The 15,654-nt window shown below is 70.6% G+C and carries 22 protein-coding genes and 1 tRNA gene; 14 read left to right on the plus strand and 9 right to left on the minus strand.

The genetic code is table 11. From position 1 onward, the window contains the following. Positions 1-11 precede the first annotated feature (11 nt). Positions 12-1,895, minus strand: coding sequence for a helicase-associated domain-containing protein (locus ID804_RS01805; protein ID WP_169077246.1), 1,884 nt, complete (start codon positions 1,893-1,895; stop codon positions 12-14). Then, positions 1,882-2,154, minus strand: a complete 273-nt coding sequence (locus tag ID804_RS01810; RefSeq protein WP_169077247.1) for a multidrug ABC transporter ATPase — start codon at positions 2,152-2,154, stop codon at positions 1,882-1,884. Before ID804_RS01810 ends, ID804_RS01805 begins: the two co-directional genes overlap by 14 nt. Before the next feature lie 107 nt (positions 2,155-2,261). Here ID804_RS01810 and ID804_RS01815 point away from each other — a divergent pair, with 107 nt between their 5' ends. Further along, a complete protein-coding gene (locus ID804_RS01815) occupies positions 2,262-2,642 on the plus strand; it encodes a cold-shock protein (protein WP_169077248.1) in 381 nt (126 codons plus the stop codon). Then, the gene (locus tag ID804_RS01820; protein ID WP_169077249.1) at positions 2,635-3,216 is read left to right on the plus strand and encodes a DUF3027 domain-containing protein; all 582 of its coding nucleotides are present in this window, start codon (positions 2,635-2,637) and stop codon (positions 3,214-3,216) included. The genes ID804_RS01815 and ID804_RS01820 overlap by 8 nt, the downstream gene beginning before the upstream one ends. A 22-nt stretch (positions 3,217-3,238) precedes the next feature. Here ID804_RS01820 and ID804_RS01825 read toward each other — a convergent pair whose 3' ends face one another. After that, positions 3,239-3,469, minus strand: coding sequence for a DUF2530 domain-containing protein (locus ID804_RS01825; protein WP_211160879.1), 231 nt, complete (start codon positions 3,467-3,469; stop codon positions 3,239-3,241). Positions 3,470-3,472: 3 nt separating this feature from the next. Further along, entirely contained in the window at positions 3,473-4,588 is a 1,116-nt protein-coding gene (gene serC / locus ID804_RS01830) for a phosphoserine transaminase (RefSeq protein WP_169077250.1), read from the minus strand. A gap of 89 nt (positions 4,589-4,677) precedes the next feature. On the opposite strand from serC, the gene ID804_RS01835 reads away from it, so the two are divergent. The 3 genes from ID804_RS01835 (at position 4,678) to ID804_RS01845 (ending at position 7,239) form a co-directional block, all read left to right on the plus strand. Further along, complete coding sequence (locus ID804_RS01835) at positions 4,678-5,367, plus strand: metal-dependent transcriptional regulator (RefSeq protein ID WP_169077251.1); 690 nt, start codon at positions 4,678-4,680, stop codon at positions 5,365-5,367. Positions 5,368-5,573: 206 nt separating this feature from the next. Then, the gene (locus tag ID804_RS01840) at positions 5,574-6,329 is read left to right on the plus strand and encodes a C40 family peptidase (protein ID WP_169077252.1); all 756 of its coding nucleotides are present in this window, start codon (positions 5,574-5,576) and stop codon (positions 6,327-6,329) included. Positions 6,330-6,738: 409 nt separating this feature from the next. Beyond that, positions 6,739-7,239, plus strand: a complete 501-nt coding sequence (locus ID804_RS01845) for an HNH endonuclease (protein WP_169077253.1) — start codon at positions 6,739-6,741, stop codon at positions 7,237-7,239. Positions 7,240-7,266: 27 nt separating this feature from the next. Here ID804_RS01845 and ID804_RS01850 read toward each other — a convergent pair whose 3' ends face one another. The 4 genes from ID804_RS01850 to ID804_RS01865 all read right to left on the minus strand — a co-directional run bounded on the left by ID804_RS01850 (position 7,267) and on the right by ID804_RS01865 (position 9,306). Continuing rightward, a complete protein-coding gene (locus ID804_RS01850) occupies positions 7,267-7,770 on the minus strand; it encodes a hypothetical protein (RefSeq protein WP_169077254.1) in 504 nt (167 codons plus the stop codon). Between the two features lie 112 nt (positions 7,771-7,882). Next, positions 7,883-8,515 carry an RNA polymerase sigma factor gene (locus tag ID804_RS01855; protein WP_211160880.1) on the minus strand — a complete coding sequence of 211 codons (633 nt, stop codon included), beginning with the start codon at positions 8,513-8,515 and terminating at the stop codon, positions 7,883-7,885. A 33-nt stretch (positions 8,516-8,548) separates the two neighbouring features. Next, positions 8,549-8,890: a YciI family protein gene (locus ID804_RS01860; RefSeq protein WP_169077255.1), complete on the minus strand. Its 342-nt coding sequence runs from the start codon at positions 8,888-8,890 to the stop codon at positions 8,549-8,551. Between the two features lie 41 nt (positions 8,891-8,931). Continuing rightward, positions 8,932-9,306, minus strand: a complete 375-nt coding sequence (locus ID804_RS01865) for an iron chaperone (RefSeq protein WP_169077256.1) — start codon at positions 9,304-9,306, stop codon at positions 8,932-8,934. An 86-nt stretch (positions 9,307-9,392) separates the two neighbouring features. On the opposite strand from ID804_RS01865, the gene ID804_RS01870 reads away from it, so the two are divergent. Further along, positions 9,393-9,464, plus strand: a tRNA-Arg gene (locus tag ID804_RS01870). Between the two features lie 292 nt (positions 9,465-9,756). Here ID804_RS01870 and ID804_RS01875 read toward each other — a convergent pair. Then, a complete protein-coding gene (locus ID804_RS01875; RefSeq protein ID WP_040347802.1) occupies positions 9,757-10,146 on the minus strand; it encodes a heavy metal-responsive transcriptional regulator in 390 nt (129 codons plus the stop codon). Between the two features lie 105 nt (positions 10,147-10,251). On the opposite strand from ID804_RS01875, the gene merA reads away from it, so the two are divergent. From merA to ID804_RS01915, 8 genes are all read left to right on the plus strand, one after another. Next, positions 10,252-11,676, plus strand: a complete 1,425-nt coding sequence (merA, locus tag ID804_RS01880) for a mercury(II) reductase (RefSeq protein WP_169077257.1) — start codon at positions 10,252-10,254, stop codon at positions 11,674-11,676. Between the two features lie 45 nt (positions 11,677-11,721). After that, on the plus strand, positions 11,722-11,868 hold the full coding sequence (locus tag ID804_RS01885; protein ID WP_211160881.1) for a hypothetical protein: 147 nt from the start codon (positions 11,722-11,724) through the stop codon (positions 11,866-11,868). Further along, positions 11,865-12,158 (plus strand): hypothetical protein, encoded by a 294-nt coding sequence (locus ID804_RS01890; protein WP_169077258.1) that lies wholly within the window; start codon positions 11,865-11,867, stop codon positions 12,156-12,158. Before ID804_RS01885 ends, ID804_RS01890 begins: the two co-directional genes overlap by 4 nt. 316 nt (positions 12,159-12,474) lie before the next feature. Then, on the plus strand, positions 12,475-13,005 hold the full coding sequence (locus ID804_RS01895) for a hypothetical protein (protein ID WP_169077259.1): 531 nt from the start codon (positions 12,475-12,477) through the stop codon (positions 13,003-13,005). 53 nt (positions 13,006-13,058) lie between these two features. After that, positions 13,059-13,484, plus strand: a complete 426-nt coding sequence (locus tag ID804_RS01900; RefSeq protein WP_169077260.1) for a hypothetical protein — start codon at positions 13,059-13,061, stop codon at positions 13,482-13,484. Between the two features lie 77 nt (positions 13,485-13,561). Then, on the plus strand, positions 13,562-14,020 hold the full coding sequence (locus ID804_RS01905) for a hypothetical protein (RefSeq protein WP_169077261.1): 459 nt from the start codon (positions 13,562-13,564) through the stop codon (positions 14,018-14,020). 68 nt (positions 14,021-14,088) lie between these two features. Continuing rightward, positions 14,089-14,712: a DUF305 domain-containing protein gene (locus ID804_RS01910; protein WP_211160882.1), complete on the plus strand. Its 624-nt coding sequence runs from the start codon at positions 14,089-14,091 to the stop codon at positions 14,710-14,712. Continuing rightward, positions 14,709-15,611: a WD40/YVTN/BNR-like repeat-containing protein gene (locus ID804_RS01915; RefSeq protein WP_169077262.1), complete on the plus strand. Its 903-nt coding sequence runs from the start codon at positions 14,709-14,711 to the stop codon at positions 15,609-15,611. Before ID804_RS01910 ends, ID804_RS01915 begins: the two co-directional genes overlap by 4 nt. Positions 15,612-15,654 lie beyond the last annotated feature (43 nt).

Here is a 15,654-nt window from a genome sequence, read left to right on the forward strand (position 1 = left end):
CGACCGACGACTCAGTCGGCCGGCTCGAGCGCGGTGATGCTCGACACGGGCAGCGTGCGCTCGACGTCGGCCTGCACGTCGCGCCCGCGCACGCGCGCCCCGGCGATGCCCGTGGGCTCGAGCACGAGCACGCGCGACGACCCGTCGGGCATGGCGATCGTCGCCCGCACGGTGAGCCGGCCGCGCACGGCGAGCTCCCACTGCCGCGCCACCCAGGCCTCGCCGCTCTCGGTCCGGGTGGCCTCGGCGGCCTGGCGCATCCGCTGCACGGCCGCGGCGATCGGATCGTCGACGGGCGGCGGGGTGCGGCGCGCGGCGGTGGGGCTGGGGCGCTCGGGCGGCAGCGCGCCGTCGTCGGGGGCGGCGGGGTAGCGGGCGTCGATGAGGCTCCACAGCACGACGGCGGGTTCGACGCGGCTCACCAGTCGGTGCGGGCCGGTGCGGCGCAGCCCGAGCGAGGCGGTCGCGGCGTCGACCAGCACGGCCTCGAGCATGACGGCGTCGTCGCTGCGGATGCCCGTGCGGGCACCCAGCTCGGCGGCCTCCTCGGGCGCGAGCGGCCCGACCCGCACGGTGCCGTAGCGACGCGCGGTCTCGCGCACGAGGTACTCCAACGGCTGCGGCACGCCCGTGAGCGAGATGCGGCCGAGGAACCGCACGAGGCTCTCGGCCGTCTCGCCGAGCGCGATGGCGCGCGTCACCGACTCTTCCGTGACGCGGTAGCGGCCGGCGAGGCCCGACGACTCCATGACGGCGACGCGGCGCAGCTGCTCGTCGATCGCGCCCTCGAGCGGGCCGGGCGACACGATCGTGAGGTCGTGCTGCAGGTACACCTTGTCGACCGCGGGCGGCACGAGCGGCGCGAGCGCCTCGGCGGCCGCCTCGGCTCCGGCCGTGACGAGTGCCGCACCGATCGACGACGGGCGGCCGTCGGAGGCGATGCCGAGCCGGTCGCCCTGGGCGCCGCGCCGATGCAGGCGGCGCAGCAGGGCATCCCCGCCGGCCGGGTACAGCCAGTCGACGAAGTCGCTCACGCCCTCGCCCCAGCGGGCGTCGACGCGGTCGGCGAGCAGCTCGCGCAGCTCCACCGGCAGCGAGGATGCCCAGGCCGCGGCGAGCGCGCTCCACCGGTCGGCGACGGAGCGGCCCCGCCACTCGGCGGCGGCCGCGAGCGCCCGAGTGCGCCCGCCCTCGTCGACGGCGAGTCCCGCGAGCTGCGCCAGGTCGAGCAGCACCGGCACCTCGTCGAGTGCGGCGTCGGCGGCGGCCGCGAGTCGCTTCGCCTCGGGCAGCGCGAGGCCGCCCTTCGCGAGCATGCGCGCGGGCGCATCGTGCAGAGCGACGAGCAGCTCGGTCACCCGCACGACCGTCGTGTACGCCTTCTCGGCGGCGCCGCGGTCGAGGAACCGGCGGTCGGTGTCGTCGACGGGCTCGAGCACGGGCGGGGCTGGCGCGTCGCGCAGCTCGTCGGCGCTCGGCAGGCCGCGGGTCGGCCAAGCGCGCAGCTCGGCGACCACGGTCGGCCAGACGAGCACGAGCGGGTCGGCGCCGTGCGCCTCCGACTCGTCGAGGGCGAGCAGGGCGGCCTCGTCGGCGGGTTCGAGGTCGTGCCGCACGGCGGCGATGTCGCGGCCGAGGCGGGCGGCGAGGCGCGAGAGCGGCATCCCCTCGCTGTCGTCGCCGGCCGTCGCGATCGCGGCGAGGGCGCGGCGGCTGAGGTTCGCGAGCGCCGGGGCGACGCTGTGCGGCTCGAGCAGCGCCTCGGCGAGATCGAACACATCGCGCAGGCCCGCGGGCCCGACGCCGCGGTCGCGGATGAGCCGCGCGAGGCTCGCGTCGCTCCGGTCGCGCAGCCGCGCGGCCAGGGCCAGGGAGGCGGCGCTAGTTGACGGCATCCCGCGCGGCCCGCCCACGTCGCACGGCGCTCACGACGAGCAGCGTGATGATGAGGACGAACCCGATCGGCAGGCCGATGAGGGGCAGCACGGTGATGACGGGCCACACGCCCGAGGTGAAGTCGCGCGGCTCGAGGCCGGAGGCGGTCGCGATGATGACGGCGACGAAGCTCGCCAGGCTCAGCACGATGATGCCCGCGACCATGTAGGCCAGGATGCGCTCGACGCGGTTGTTCATCACGACGGATTCCTCGGGCACCCCTCCAGGATAGGTGCGGCCGCCGACGCCCCAGTACCCCCGATCCTGGGGGAGCCGCCGCGGGGTATCCTCGAAGGCTGGACCATCCACAGGCGAGGAGTGCGCGCATGCCCACCGGCAAGGTCAAGTTCTACGACCAGGAGAAGGGTTTCGGATTCATCCACGCGGATGACGGATCCGAGGTCTTCCTGCACGCCTCCGCGCTGCCCCAGGGTGCCGTCGTCAAGGCCGGCAGCCGCCTCGAGTTCGGCGTCGCCGACGGCAAGCGCGGCGCGCAGGCGCTCTCGGTGCGCGTGCTCGACGCCAAGCCCAGCCTCGCCAAGGCGCACCGCAAGCCCGCCGACGAGATGGCGGTCATCGTGGAGGACCTCATCAAGCTGCTCGACGGCGTCGGCGGTCGCCTCAAGGGCGGCCGCTACCCCGACAGCGAGCACGGCGCGAAGATCGCCGCCGTGCTGCGCCGCGTGGCGGACGAGCTGGATGCCTGACGCCGTCGCGCACGACCGCGCGGCTCTCGAGGCGCTCGCCCGCGAGGCGCTGCTCGAGATCACCCCGGCGAAGACCGTCGGCGCGCTGCGCGAGATCGAGGTCGCCGACGACGTGGCGACCGTGCGCTTCTCGACCACGCAGGGCGGCTACCTCGGCTGGGCCTGGACGGTGAGCATCGCCGTCAACCCCGGCATGGAGCCCTCGGTGCTCGAGACCGAGCTCATGCCCGGCGACGGCGCGCTGCTCGCGCCCGACTGGGTGCCGTGGGCCGACCGGCTCGAGGAGTACCTCGCGCAGCAGGCGGAAGCGGGTGCCGAGGAGGGCGACGGCGACGACGCCGACGATGAGAGCGCCGACGACGAGCACGACGACGACCACCCCGAGCACGATGACGACGTCGACGGCGTCGACGTCGACCTGCACGCGGACGAGGACGACGATGAGTCAGACGACGACGTCGATGAGGACGACGACGAGGATGACGAGTCGGACGACAACCTCGATGAGGACGACGACGATGACGCCGACGAGGACGACGACCTCGACGACGAGGACGACGACTCGGGCCTGTGAGACTCGGCTCCGCGCGCGCTGACTAGCGGCGGCGCGACGAGACGAGCAGCCCGGCGAGGCCGAGCACGAGCCCGACGGCGATGGTGACCAGGCCGCCGACGGAGTCGACGAGATCGGTCAGCAGGAGCATCCCCAGCGTGATGACGCCCGCGATGACCCAGCCGATGAGCCCGACGACGAACGCGAGCCGGTCGTTCGTGCGCAGCGGCGGCGGGTCGGGCAGTCGCTCGTCGTGCCGCACCCACAGCCGCACGGCTCAGCCCGCCAGCCGCTCGAGCACGAAGTCGATCGAGCGCGTCAGCTGCCGCACGTCGTCGGGATCGATCGCGACGAAGGTGGCGATGCGCAGCTGGTTGCGGCCGAGCTTGCGGTACGGCTCGGTGTCGACGATGCCGTTGGCGCGCAGGGTCTTCGCGAGCGCTGCGGCGTCGACCGAGTCGTCGAAGTCGATCGTCACGACCACCTGCGAGCGGTGCGCGGGGTCGGCGACGAAGGGCGTCGCGAGGGCGTGCTGCTCGGCCCAGTCGTAGAGGTGGCTCGAGCTCTCGGCGGTGCGCGACGCGGCCCAGGCGAGGCCGCCCTCGCCGTTGATCCAGCGCACCTGCTCGTCGAGCATGACGAGCGTCGCGAGGGCCGGGGTGTTGAGCGTCTGCTGCAGGCGCGAGTTCTCGATCGCGGCCGTGAGCGACAGGAACGGGGGGATGTACCGGCCGCTCGCGGCGATGCGCTCCGCTCGCTCGATCGCGGCGGGGCTCATGAGCGCGAGCCACAGGCCGCCGTCGCCGGCGAAGTTCTTCTGCGGGGCGAAGTAGTAGACGTCGGTCTCGGCGACGTCGAAGTCGATGCCGCCCGCGGCGCTCGTTGCGTCGACGACGGTGAGGGCGTCGGGGGATGCTCCGACGCGCGTGACGGCGGCGCTCACGCCCGTCGAGGTCTCGTTGTGCGGGTAGGCGTAGACGTCGGCGCCGTCGACCACGGTCAGCTCGCCGCGCGTGCCGCCGGCGGTCTTCACGACGTGCGGGGTCTCGAGCCAGGGCGCGCTGGCGGAGGTGACGAACTTGCTGCCGAACTCGCCGAAGTCGAGGTGGGCGCTGCGGCGCTCGATGAGGCCGAACGCGGCGACATCCCAGAAGGCGGTCGAGCCGCCGTTGCCGAGCACGACCTCGTAGCCCTCGGGCAGGCGGAAGAGATCGGAGAGCCCCGCGCGCACGCTCGCGACGAGGTTCTTCACCGGGGCCTGGCGGTGCGACGTGCCGAGCAGGTCGTGGGCCGAGGCGAGGGCCGAGAGCTGCTCGGGCCGCACCTTCGAGGGGCCGCAGCCGAAGCGTCCGTCGCGAGGCAGCAGTTCGGCGGGAATCACGATGTCGGCCATGCGTTGATCCTACTGAGGCGCACGGGGGCCGTCGGCGCGGCCCGTTAGGCTTGCCTCACCATCCGGCGGGCGACAGAGGAGGACGCGGCGTGACCGATCTGGTCGACACCACCGAGATGTATCTGCGCACCATCCTCGACCTCGAGGAGGAGGGCATCGTGCCGCTGCGCGCCCGCATCTCGGAGCGCATCGGCCACTCCGGCCCGACGGTGTCGCAGACCGTGGCGCGCATGGAGCGCGACGGTCTGCTGAGCGTCGAGGGCGATCGTCACCTCGAGCTCACCGAGGAGGGGCGCCGCAAGGCCATCGGCGTCATGCGCAAGCACCGCCTCGCCGAGCGGCTTCTCGCCGACGTCATCGGCCTGGAGTGGTCGCTCGTGCATGATGAGGCCTGCCGGTGGGAGCACGTGATGAGCGAGCAGGTCGAGCGTCGCCTGCTGCAGCTGCTCGACACGCCCACCGAGTCGCCGTACGGCAACCCCATCCCCGGTCTGGACGAGATCGGCGGGCCCGCTGCCGAGCCCTTCCTCGAGGGTGTGATCTCCCTGCCGAACGCCGTCGCGGCGGGCACGCGGCACTGCACGGTGCGGCGGCTGGCCGAGCCCGTGCAGTTCGACCCCGACCTGCTGCACCAGCTGCACGAGGCGGGTGTGACGCCCGGCGCCGAAGCCCAGGTGCGCGGCGAGACGAGCGGGTACTTCACGGTCGAGGTCGTCGGCCGGGCCGAGGGCATCGAGCTGCCGCTCGAGGTCGCACGACACATTTACGTCGGCGACTGACAGATAGCCACTACATCTAGTGCGGGCGAGTCGATTGTTACTTTCCCGTAACTTCGCCTACACTCGCTGAGTCCGACCCGGCCACCCAGCCGACCCAGGACTCCGCACGCGGCGCACTCGCTCGCCCGTCTCGCGCGCGGACCGTGAACATCACGAAAGCTGGACGGGCCGCACCAAGGAGCGGCGAGGCGCAGGAGGTCACACTCTTGATCCAAGGCAACCCCACCGCGTCCGCGCTCCCTGCGGAGGCCACCCGCTCCACCACCCGCGCCGCTCGCCGCTCCACCCTCCGCGGCACCGCGCTCAACGTCACCGTCATGGCCGTCGCGACCGGCATCGTCGCGACGCTCGCCCTGCCGGGTTACGCCGTGAACCCGGCCGCGAACGCCGAGGGCGTCGGCACCGCCGAGGCGATGGCGCAGCTGCGCTCGACGCAGTCGCAGAGCCTGCGCGTCGACACCGTCACCGCCCAGACCGTGTCGCGCGACGAGTTCACCGCCACGAGCGAGGCCGAGCTGGCCGCTGCGGCCGCCGCCGAGCGCCGGGCGCAGCTCGCCGCGAGCTACCAGGCCTGGAGCGGCCCGACCGCCGAGGACTACCTCGCCGCCCCGGTCGCCGCCTACGACCAGAACGCGGTCGTGCAGATCGGCCTGCAGTACGTCGGCGTGCCCTACCAGTACGGCGGCACGACGCCCGCCGGCTTCGACTGCTCCGGCTTCACGTCGTACGTCTTCGCCCAGGTGGGCATCGCCCTGCCGCACAGCGTCTCCGGCCAGGCGGCGATGGGCACGAAGATCTCGCGAGCGGATGCCCGCCCCGGCGACCTCGTCGTGCTCAACGACCACAGCCACGTCGGCATCTACATGGGCAACGGCGCGATCCTCGATGCGCCGTACCCGGGCAAGACCGTGCAGGCTCGACCGCTCTGGACCGACGCCTACTACATCGTCCGCATCGGCTGAGCCGACCACTCGCCCCCTGACGCGTTCCTCGAGGGCGCGCGCCGCGCATCCGCTGCTGTCGCGCGCAGCGCGCCGGGAGTGAACGGCCCGTGAATCGGCGCGCCCGCACAGCGGGTCGCGCCGATTCATGGGTTAGCCTGAAGCCCTCGGCGCCATCAGAGGAGCTTCGGGAGAGCCATGTGCGAGCGACGCGACATCCAAACCGTGGATGCGCGCGCCGTCTTCCGCATACGGCACAGCGTGCGCACGTCCCTGCCCTGTCAGGGACGCGCGACAGCGAGCACTGCAGTCTGACTGCGGTGCTTTTTTTGTGCCCGCAGCAGCGGGCGCGCTGACCTCCCGCCCGCGAGAACGGCGAGGAGCGAACCACCGCCCGCAGGCCATGCGGGCCGGTCACCGGAGGTCAGACATGCGCACTCTCGTTCTCAACGCGGGCTACGAGCCGCTCGCCGTCGTGTCGTTCCGTCGAGCGCTCATGCTCGTCATGAACGGCAAGGCCGTCGTGCTTGCCCGCGACGACGCCCACCCCGTCATCGGCATCCACGACGCGTTCGATCGCCCGAGCGTCATCGTGCTGCGCCGCTACGTGCGCGTGCCGCACAGCCGGCAGGTGCCGCTCACCCGGCGCGGAGTTCTGCGGCGCGACGGCAATCGCTGCGCCTACTGCGGTGGGTTCGCCTCGACGATCGACCACGTCATGCCCCGCTCGCGCGGCGGCGCCGACACGTGGGAGAACCTCGTCGCGTGCTGCCTGCGCTGCAACAACGTCAAGAGCGACCGCACACCGGCGGAGATGGGGTGGCGGCTGCGCGTGCAGCCCAAGGCCCCGCACGGCACCGCGTGGCTCGTGCGCGGCATCGAGCGGCCGCAACCGGCGTGGGAGACCTTCCTCGCGCCGATCGCGGCCTGAGCCCGCAGCCGCCGGCCGCGCGGCCGGTCAGCCGCCGAACGCCTCGTCGTAGAACGCGCGCAGCTCGGGCGAGTCGGCGCCGCTCACGCCGCAGCCCGTGATGGTGCCGTCGAGCGCGCCCACCAGGTAGTCGGCGCCGACCTCGAAGGGCACGTCCGAGAAGTCGCTCGAGACCGCGTCGACCTGCGTCACCTCGACGCGGTCGGCGACCTCGCCGGCGAAGACGTCGGTGACCTCGAGCAGCACCGTGTCGTCGCCGACCTCGAGCACAGTCGCGGCGAAGGCCTGCTCCTGCGCCGCGATCGTCGCGGCGTCGAGCGCGAGGCAGCTGCCGCTCGCGAGTCCGCCGCCCTCGGGTGCGGCGAGCTGCTCGACGGTGGGCTGCGTGCCGCCCAGTGCGAGGGGCGCGACGATCGCCGCGGCGATCGCGACGGCCGCGGCGGCGCCGGCGAGGGGCATCCATCGGGGGATGCGCGGGCGCGCAGGGGTGGTCGCCTCGGCCGCGGCGAGGGTCGTGGTCGTGTCGGTCATGAGTTGCTCCATCCTGTGGTCGAGCCACGTCGGGGGGAGGGGAGCGGTCTCGGCCGCCGGGTCGGCGGCGCGGAGTCGTGCGCGCAAGGCGTCGTCGCCGAGCGCGCGGCCGTCATCGTGCATGGGTGCTTCCCTCCTTCGCTGCGACATGTCCGGCAGGCGGCGGAGATTTCAGGGGATGCTCGGCGCGCACGTCGTCGGCCGCCAGAGCCTCTGCGCGCTCGAGCTCGGCCCGCAGCCGCGCCTTCGCCCGGTGCAGGCGGATCGAGGCGGCGTTCGGCGAGATGCCGAGCACGGTCGCGAGCTGCGGGGTGGTGAGCTCGTCCCACGCCCAGAGGCGCAGCAGCTCGGCGTCGTCGCGGCGCAGCCGGTCGAGCGCCGCGTGCAGGGCGGCGTCGCGGCCCTCGTCGCCCCCTGCGTCGACAGCGGCGCTCGCCGCCGGGGCCGGGGCGACGACGGCGGGCGGGTCGATCGCAATGATGCGCCCGACGAGTCGCGTGCGCCGGCGCTCGGCGCGCTCGGCGTTCGCGAGGCACTGGCGCGCGACGACGATCGCCCACGGCAGCGCCTCGTCGGGGTCGGCGGGCACGTCGTCGAGCCGCCGCCACAGCACCAGCAGCACGTCGCCGAGCACGTCGTCGGCGGTCGCGGCGTCGGTGCGGCGGCGGAGGTAGCGGCGCACGGGGTCGGCGACGTGCGCGACGAGGGCGCGCATCCGTCGCTCGCGGTCGCCGGCGGTGCTCACACCCGGGTTATGTGCGGCGGGGGTGCGGATCTTTCAGGCGAGCGGGTCGTGCTGGAACTCGCGCACCTCCTGCGGGCAGCGGCACGCCACCGCGAGCTTCGCCGCCCAGGCGTGCGCCTCCTCGCGCGACGGCACCTCGATGATCGCCATGCCGCCGCTGAGGTCGCGGGTCTGCGGGTAGAGCTCGTCGGTCAGGGAGCCGTCGCCGGCGACGCGGGTCGGCTCGACGTCGTCGCGCAGCCCGCCGCTCGTGACGTAGACGCCCGCGGACCGCATCTCATCGATGACGGCGTGGGCCGCGTCGGAGACGTCGCCCCACTCGTCGTCGCGCACGATCATCGCGGGGCTCGGGAACGAGATCAGGTAGCGGGGCATGGATCCTCCGTGGTGGTGGGTCGGCGAGCGGTGCGGGTCGGTCAGCGGTCGAGGGCGGCGTCGATCTCGGCGCGGCGGGCGAGCACGAGAGCGTCGAAGGCGGCGGGCGGCAGCGGCAGGGCATCCGTGAACGAGATCGCGCCCTTCGACCGCGCGACGCCCTCGAGGTGCTCGGCGCACGCGTCGATCACGGCTGGGCTGAACGGGTAGAGCGAGTAGCCGGTCTTCGTCGCGGCGACGGCCACGAGCGGGCGCGCGCGGTAGCGCAGGGCGGGCATGCCGTACGAGACTCCCTCGGTGGCGTGGGGCTCGAGCTCGAGCGCGCGGGCGTGCCAGCCGGCGAGCACGTCGCGGGCGGGTGGCGGCGCCGCGGCGATGAGATCGGTGACCGGATGCTCGGAGCTCGAGTCGGGCATCCCGTCATGCTCGCAGAGCCGGCGTCGCGCCGGAAGGGTCGTGCACCGGTGCCCGCTCGGCGGCCGCCGTCTAGAGTGGAGGCACCGCCTCTGTAGCTCAATGGAAGAGCAGTTCCGTCCTAAGGAAAGGGTTGGGGGTTCGAGTCCCTCCAGGGGCACCGATGGGCCGATTGCGGAAATGTCGGATCTCGATCGCGGAAATGTGGCGATCTGACCTGCCGCAGTCAGCCCGGCAGGCACTGCTCCGACACGCCCGATCGGGCTGTGTGTTGCATAGGACGTCGGGGCGACATACGTTCGACCTACGTCAACGAAGAAGCCCCCGGCAGATGGGCCAACATCCACCGGGGGCGTTGCTAGTCCAGCTAGCTGTTGCTGGCCATAACGCTGTGGTCACGTAGGAAGGTCGCGGCAGGAGGCTCCGCCTCTGCGCGCGTCATCTCGGATTGGCTACAGGTACCTGCAGACCTCGTCGGCGTTGCAGGTCTCGGGTTCGGGTTCTGCGGCTGCGTCGCGGAGGGCGGCAACGTTGTCGCGGAGGGAGACGAGATCCGAGATCTGGCGCTCAATGTCCTTCAGACGAACGTCTAGGAGGTCCCGGACGTGGCCGCAGGGAATCTCGCCTCCATCGCGGATGTCGAGGATCTGTTTGATCTGCGCGAGGGTAAGTCCGGCAGCCTGGCCGCGGTGGATGAAGTCGATCCGAGTCGCTGCTTCCGGATCGTAGTCGCGGTATCCCGACGCGGTGCGCTCGGCCGCGGGAAGCAGGCCCTGCTCCTCGTAGAACCGCAGGGTCTTGGCGGTGGTGCCGGCCGCCTCGGCGAGTTCGCCGATCCTCATCTGGGTCTCCGATGTGTCACAGGTCGCACTTGACCTTCCCCCGTACTGGAAGGTCCATTGTGGCTGCATCAAGAGCAATTCCCAAGACTCAGGGGAGGAATCGGGATGCAGTCCAGGTACGACCTTGCGATCATCGGATCCGGTGGCGCCGCGTTCGCCGCCGCCATCCGCGCGACCACGCTCGGCAAGTCGGTGGTGATGATCGAGCGCGGCACTTTCGGCGGCACGTGCGTGAACACCGGCTGCGTGCCGTCGAAGGCGCTCATCGCCGCCGCTGAGGCCCGCCAGACCGCTGCCGAGGCGAGCAACCGTTTCCCGGGGATCGCCACCACAGCGGACGACGTAGACATGCCCGCGCTGATCAGCAGCAAGCAGGACCTCGTCGAGGAACTTCGGGGTGAGAAGTACGTCGACGTCGCCGACGCCTACGGCTGGCAGATCCGCCACGGCGACGCTGCGTTCGCCGGCACGCCAGAAGCGCCCGTTCTTGAGGTCACCGCGACTGACGGTGCGGTCGAGACGATCGACGCTGATCACTACCTGGTCGCCACCGGCGCCAGCGCATGGGCTCCACCGATCGACGGTCTTGAGGAGGCCGGCTACCTGACCTCGACCACGGCGATGGAGTTGACCGAGGTTCCCGACTCGCTGCTGGTGCTCGGCGGCGGCTACGTCGCCTTGGAGCAGGCCCAACTGTTCGCCCGGCTCGGGTCGAAGGTCACCCTTCTGGTTCGTTCCCGGCTGGCGTCGAAGGAGGAGCCGGAGGTATCCAAGGCGCTGCAGGAGGTCTTCGCCGACGAGGGCATCCGCGTGGTCCGCCGTGCGGTCCCGACCCGCGTTGCCCGTGACGACGTCAGGGGCCAGGTTGTTGTCACCGCTGACATCTCCGGCGGCGAGCAGGAATTCCACGCCGAACAGGTCCTCGTCGCCCTCGGCCGCCGACCGGTCACCGATGGGCTGAACCTCGATGCGGTGGAGGTGAAGACCGGCGACACGGGCGAGATCGTGGTCACCGACCAACTGCAGTCCTCCAACCCCCGGATCTGGGCAGCCGGCGACGTGACCGGGCACCCCGAGTTCGTCTACGTCGCCGCCCAACACGGCAACATGGTCGCCGAGAACACGTTCGCTGGCGCTGAGCGGTCGGTGGACCACAGCCGGCTGCCGCGGGTGACCTTCACCAGTCCGGCGATCGGCGCGGTCGGGATGACCGAGGCCCAGGTGCTCGCTGCCGGAATCCGCTGCGACTGCCGCGTCCTGCCGCTGGACTACGTGCCCCGGGCGCTGGTCAACCGCGACACCCGCGGCTTCATCAAGATCGTCGCCAACGCTGAGACCGGCGAGATCCTCGGTCTCACCGCCGTCGCCAAAGACGCCGGCGAGCTCGCCGCCGCCGGTGTCCACATCCTCGGCAAGACCGTCACCGAGGTCGCCGACGCATGGGCGCCCTACCTGACCATGACCGAAGGCATCCGGATCGCCGCCAAGGCCTTCACCACCGGCATCTCCAAGCTGTCCTGCTGCGCGTGACCCGCAGCCGACAGCCTCCACCCGACTCATGAAGAAGGTACCGCCATGTCGGAGCTCACGACGCAACTGCCCGAACGACTCAACAACACCGAAGAGACCGGCCTTGACGCCGTCCTATTGATCCCGCTGCTGCGGCTGATCGTCGAGGGCGGCTTGGGCGGGTGGGCCACACGAAGGAGTGGGCATGGGTGACCACCTGGCCGGTGGACGATCCGGCTGCCATCGCCCAGGCATGCGGACGGGTGGACCGCGGGTTCGTCGTCGAAGTCGGCTGGCGATGGAAGACGAGTCAGATCGTCCGATTCGGCGCTGCCCGTTTCCCGCGCGTCAACGTCGCGATGCGGGAGTGGCCCTGCTGGAGCTCGCTCGATGAGCTCCACGGACTGGGGGAAGCTGCAGCGATCATGGGCGACTGGCTGGTCGACCGTGCGATCGAACAGGCTCTTGAGCGTCGCGCGCCCGACCCATACGCGTCACGATGACATCGGACATCCATGTCCCCCCGAAGGACAGAGCGCGGACATTCGGAGGACACACCTGTCCCGTGGTGTTTCGCCACATCGGACGTGCACGTCTCGCGCTCGGGACAAGCAGCGTGGGCGAAGGTCGCGCCGCGACGAGAAGATCTACCAGCCTCGCGGTGCCAAGCGAGCGTGGAGCGGCTCCCACTTTGCCTGCCACGGATCGGCGTCCTAACGACGGGCCTCGGAAGTCGCGAGCCAGCTGTCGCGCTGAAGGGAACGGCGATACCGTGTGGATGCGGGGTCAGGTTTGACAAGGAAGGGATAACGTGGCGCCGTGCAGGCTGCAGCCGAGGAGTCCGACCGATCCGCGAAGAGCGGCAGCCTGTTTCCGCCAATGCGATGGTGGGTGCCGGCCGCATCTGCGGCGCTGCTGGTCTTGTTCCTGATCGCGGTAGTCGCCATCCTCGTACGGCCGCCGGGGCCTCTCGATGACCCTCGGCCAGCGTTCCAGCGGGATGGACTTCTCCGTGATGGACCGGTACTCGATGCCGACGTCGCGGGTGTTCGATTCGGGGAGCGCACTGTGATCGTGCTTTTCGAGCGGGAGGAACCCGAAGGCCGAACGTGGGACCAGTGGTCCGCGGACGTGACTTCGGGTGGCGCCGCGTTGGTCGTCGTGACGCCGGTTGAGGTTGCCCACGGATCGTTGGTGGACGCGATCGGCATGCCCGCACCGGTCGATGGCGGGCCGCCCATCGGCTACGCGGTGGTCGATTCGAGCCGCCAGGTGCGGTACGCAACGATCGACCCCCAGTACCTCAAGAACGCCTTCGAAGTCGACGTCATCAGCGGGGCCGTGGAATGAGTGCAGAGCATCGGCCCGGCGCGTCCAGCTATCGAGCGCTCCATCCGCGTTCATTGACGATCCAGCTGGCGCTTCTCCTAGTCGTTGAGGTCCTGCTGTTCCTGAGCTACAGCGTCCACGACGCCCGATTCCACTGGGCGACCCACTTCCTCGTCGCCGTGATCGTGGCGATCATCGTCATGGCGATCTACCTCCGCGTGCGGAAGGCACCGGGTCCGCGTTTCCTCCTCATGCTCGTCCTCGGGCTTCACGTCTTCGCTATGGCGCCGGACCTGCTGTTCCGGGCAGGAGCTCCTCACGCTGCATGGATGGACGTCTTCCTCGGGCACGTATCTGCGCACTACATGCCGGGAGGTGACACGACATGGCTCGTCATCGCCGTGACCGCGATCACCGGCTACGTCGTCGCGCTAACGCGATGGCTTCGATCACAAGCTCCCGAGGCTGGCACCATCGACCGTGGCGGCGTGGACAGATGAGCCGAGATCGGGCCTCTGCTGCCCCGCGACCCGCTCACACACAGTCATTCCGCACCACCTCGTGGCACCATTACCGAGTGAGAATCGGCCTGAGCACGACGAGCGCGCGCGCGATGAGTCTCCTCATCGCGCTGGCACTTGCCCTGTTTGGAGCCCTGATGGCAGGGCACGGCGCGGGATCGGCGAGCCACGACGAGCACACGCTCTCCGCCGCTCTCACTCTCGACACTCACTCGAGCATCCAGGCGCCCACTGCATCCAGCCACCACGCCGGATCTGCGGCGCTCACCGCCAACCCGGGCGAAGACCCTCCCACAGACACGTGTTCGACCTGTCTCACTGAGGGGCAGATGCACGTGCTGACGGTCTGCGGCCTTCTCATCATGTCCGCGGTGACGCTGCTGCTCATGCCCCGGTGGCGCGAATCGATCCACCGAGCCGCGGAAGCGATCGGCCTCCTAGTCGCGCAGCCGGCTGTTGCTGCCGCGGGCGCAACGACCCCGAACCTTCTCTCGCTCGGCATCAGTCGCAGGTGATGCGCGGAGGTCGGTTTCCCGCCGACTCCACTGCTCACCAGACAACACCGACAGATGAAGGACCAATGATGACCACCAATGCAATGCGGCGCGCCCTCGCGGGCGCCCTGACCTTCGCCGTGGCGGCGACCCTCACGGCCTGCGCAATGCCCTCCGACATGGACATGAGCGCCGGAAACTCGGACCGGACAGCATCCTCCGCCCCCGACGCCTCGGTCGAGCCGAACAACGCCGACGTCATGTTCGTCGGCATGATGATCCCGCACCATGAAGAAGCCGTCGAGATGGCCGACATGCTCCTCGAGAAGGACGGCGTCGAGTCGGAGGTGATCGAGCTTGCCGAGGCGATCAAGGCAGCGCAGGAGCCTGAGATCGAGTTGATGGAGTCCTGGCTCGAGGAGTGGGACTCGATGCCCGCCGAGGGCATGGGCGGCATGGATCACGGAGATTCTGGCATGGGCTCGATGATGGGCATGTCCGAGGAGGACATGCAGGCTCTGGAGGAAGCGCCGGGCCCCGAGGCGGGTGACCTGTTCTTGGAGCTGATGATCGTGCACCATGAAGGGGCGATTGTCATGGCGCAGGACGTGTTGGATGACGGTCGCCACCCGGACGTCCTCGACCTTGCGACCCAGATCATTTCCGATCAGGCGGCGGAGATCGAGCTGATGCGCTCGATGCTCGACTCATGATCGCGCCGAAGTCTGCACTCGCAGCGGTCGTGACCGCCCTCACATTGTTCATCGCTGGGTGTACGGCGCCGAACGCTGAGCGCAATCGGGAGGAGGCGCCCGCACCGGAGTTCCAAGCTGGCGTGTCGCATGTTCACGCGATCGACCTCGACGAGATGACCGGATTCGTCCACATCGCCACTCACGAGGGAATCCTTCTTGCGGGCATGCCGCACGATGGCGAGACCGTCTCAGAGGCGAATCCCCTCGGAGACTGGCGAGGCGATGCCATGGGGCTGGTTCGAGTGGGCGATCGTCTGCTCGTCTCGGGGCACCCTGGACCGACTGAGGAGGGGCCGGGCGCTATCGGGCTCCGCGAGTCCGACCTCTCCGGCGATGAGTGGACAGCGATCAGCTTGGAAGGCGAGGCCGATTTCCACTCGCTCGCAGCCGGAGGCACCAGTCCGGGGATGGCCATGCTCGCCGGTGTGGACTCCATCTCCGGGCGCGTCATGGTCAGCCCGGACGGCGGAGCTGGCTGGCAGCAGGGCGCCGCCATCGCAGCGGCGTCAGTGGCGTGGAATGCCGATGCCTCGGCGCTGCTCGCCACCACATCCAACGGCCTGGTCGTGAGTCGGGATCGAGGGCAGAGCTTCGAGGCAGTTCCGGATGCTCCCTACCTCGTTCTTCTCGCGTCGAGCCCGACGGAGTCCGACACCTTCACCATGGTCGGCATCGACGTTCAGGGTGTCCTGCACCGCTCGAGTGACGGACTGACCTGGGAGGCAGTCGGGGCTGTCCCCCTCGAGCCGGCCGCCATCTCGGTGGGCGCGATGGGCGCGATCATCGTCGCGGACACAACACAGGTGATGCACTCAGTGGACGGCGGAACCACCTGGAATCTCATCGTCGAACTCTGATCCCCCGTGTCGGCGGGGTGGGCCCGCCCGTTTCAGGCCCACC

The sequence above is a fragment of the Microcella alkalica genome (assembly GCF_014595885.1).
Taxonomy (GTDB): Bacteria; Actinomycetota; Actinomycetes; order Actinomycetales; family Microbacteriaceae; genus Microcella; species Microcella alkaliphila_B.

What these genes read in the sequence shown, in the direction of transcription:
- ID804_RS01845 (WP_169077253.1), top strand. Translation starts at nt 6,739, where the DNA reads ATGCGCACTCTCGTTCTCAACGCGGGCTACGAGCCGCTCGCCGTCGTG.
- ID804_RS01820 (WP_169077249.1), top strand. Translation starts at nt 2,635, where the DNA reads ATGCCTGACGCCGTCGCGCACGACCGCGCGGCTCTCGAGGCGCTCGCC.
- ID804_RS01850 (WP_169077254.1), bottom strand. Translation starts at nt 7,770, where the DNA reads ATGACCGACACGACCACGACCCTCGCCGCGGCCGAGGCGACCACCCCT.
- ID804_RS01815 (WP_169077248.1), top strand. Translation starts at nt 2,262, where the DNA reads ATGCCCACCGGCAAGGTCAAGTTCTACGACCAGGAGAAGGGTTTCGGA.
- ID804_RS01865 (WP_169077256.1), bottom strand. Translation starts at nt 9,306, where the DNA reads ATGCCCGACTCGAGCTCCGAGCATCCGGTCACCGATCTCATCGCCGCG.
- ID804_RS01860 (WP_169077255.1), bottom strand. Translation starts at nt 8,890, where the DNA reads ATGCCCCGCTACCTGATCTCGTTCCCGAGCCCCGCGATGATCGTGCGC.
- ID804_RS01805 (WP_169077246.1), bottom strand. Translation starts at nt 1,895, where the DNA reads ATGCCGTCAACTAGCGCCGCCTCCCTGGCCCTGGCCGCGCGGCTGCGC.
- ID804_RS01910 (WP_211160882.1), top strand. Translation starts at nt 14,089, where the DNA reads ATGACCACCAATGCAATGCGGCGCGCCCTCGCGGGCGCCCTGACCTTC.
- ID804_RS01915 (WP_169077262.1), top strand. Translation starts at nt 14,709, where the DNA reads ATGATCGCGCCGAAGTCTGCACTCGCAGCGGTCGTGACCGCCCTCACA.
- serC (WP_169077250.1), bottom strand. Translation starts at nt 4,588, where the DNA reads ATGGCCGACATCGTGATTCCCGCCGAACTGCTGCCTCGCGACGGACGC.
- ID804_RS01875 (WP_040347802.1), bottom strand. Translation starts at nt 10,146, where the DNA reads ATGAGGATCGGCGAACTCGCCGAGGCGGCCGGCACCACCGCCAAGACC.
- ID804_RS01885 (WP_211160881.1), top strand. Translation starts at nt 11,722, where the DNA reads ATGTCGGAGCTCACGACGCAACTGCCCGAACGACTCAACAACACCGAA.
- merA (WP_169077257.1), top strand. Translation starts at nt 10,252, where the DNA reads ATGCAGTCCAGGTACGACCTTGCGATCATCGGATCCGGTGGCGCCGCG.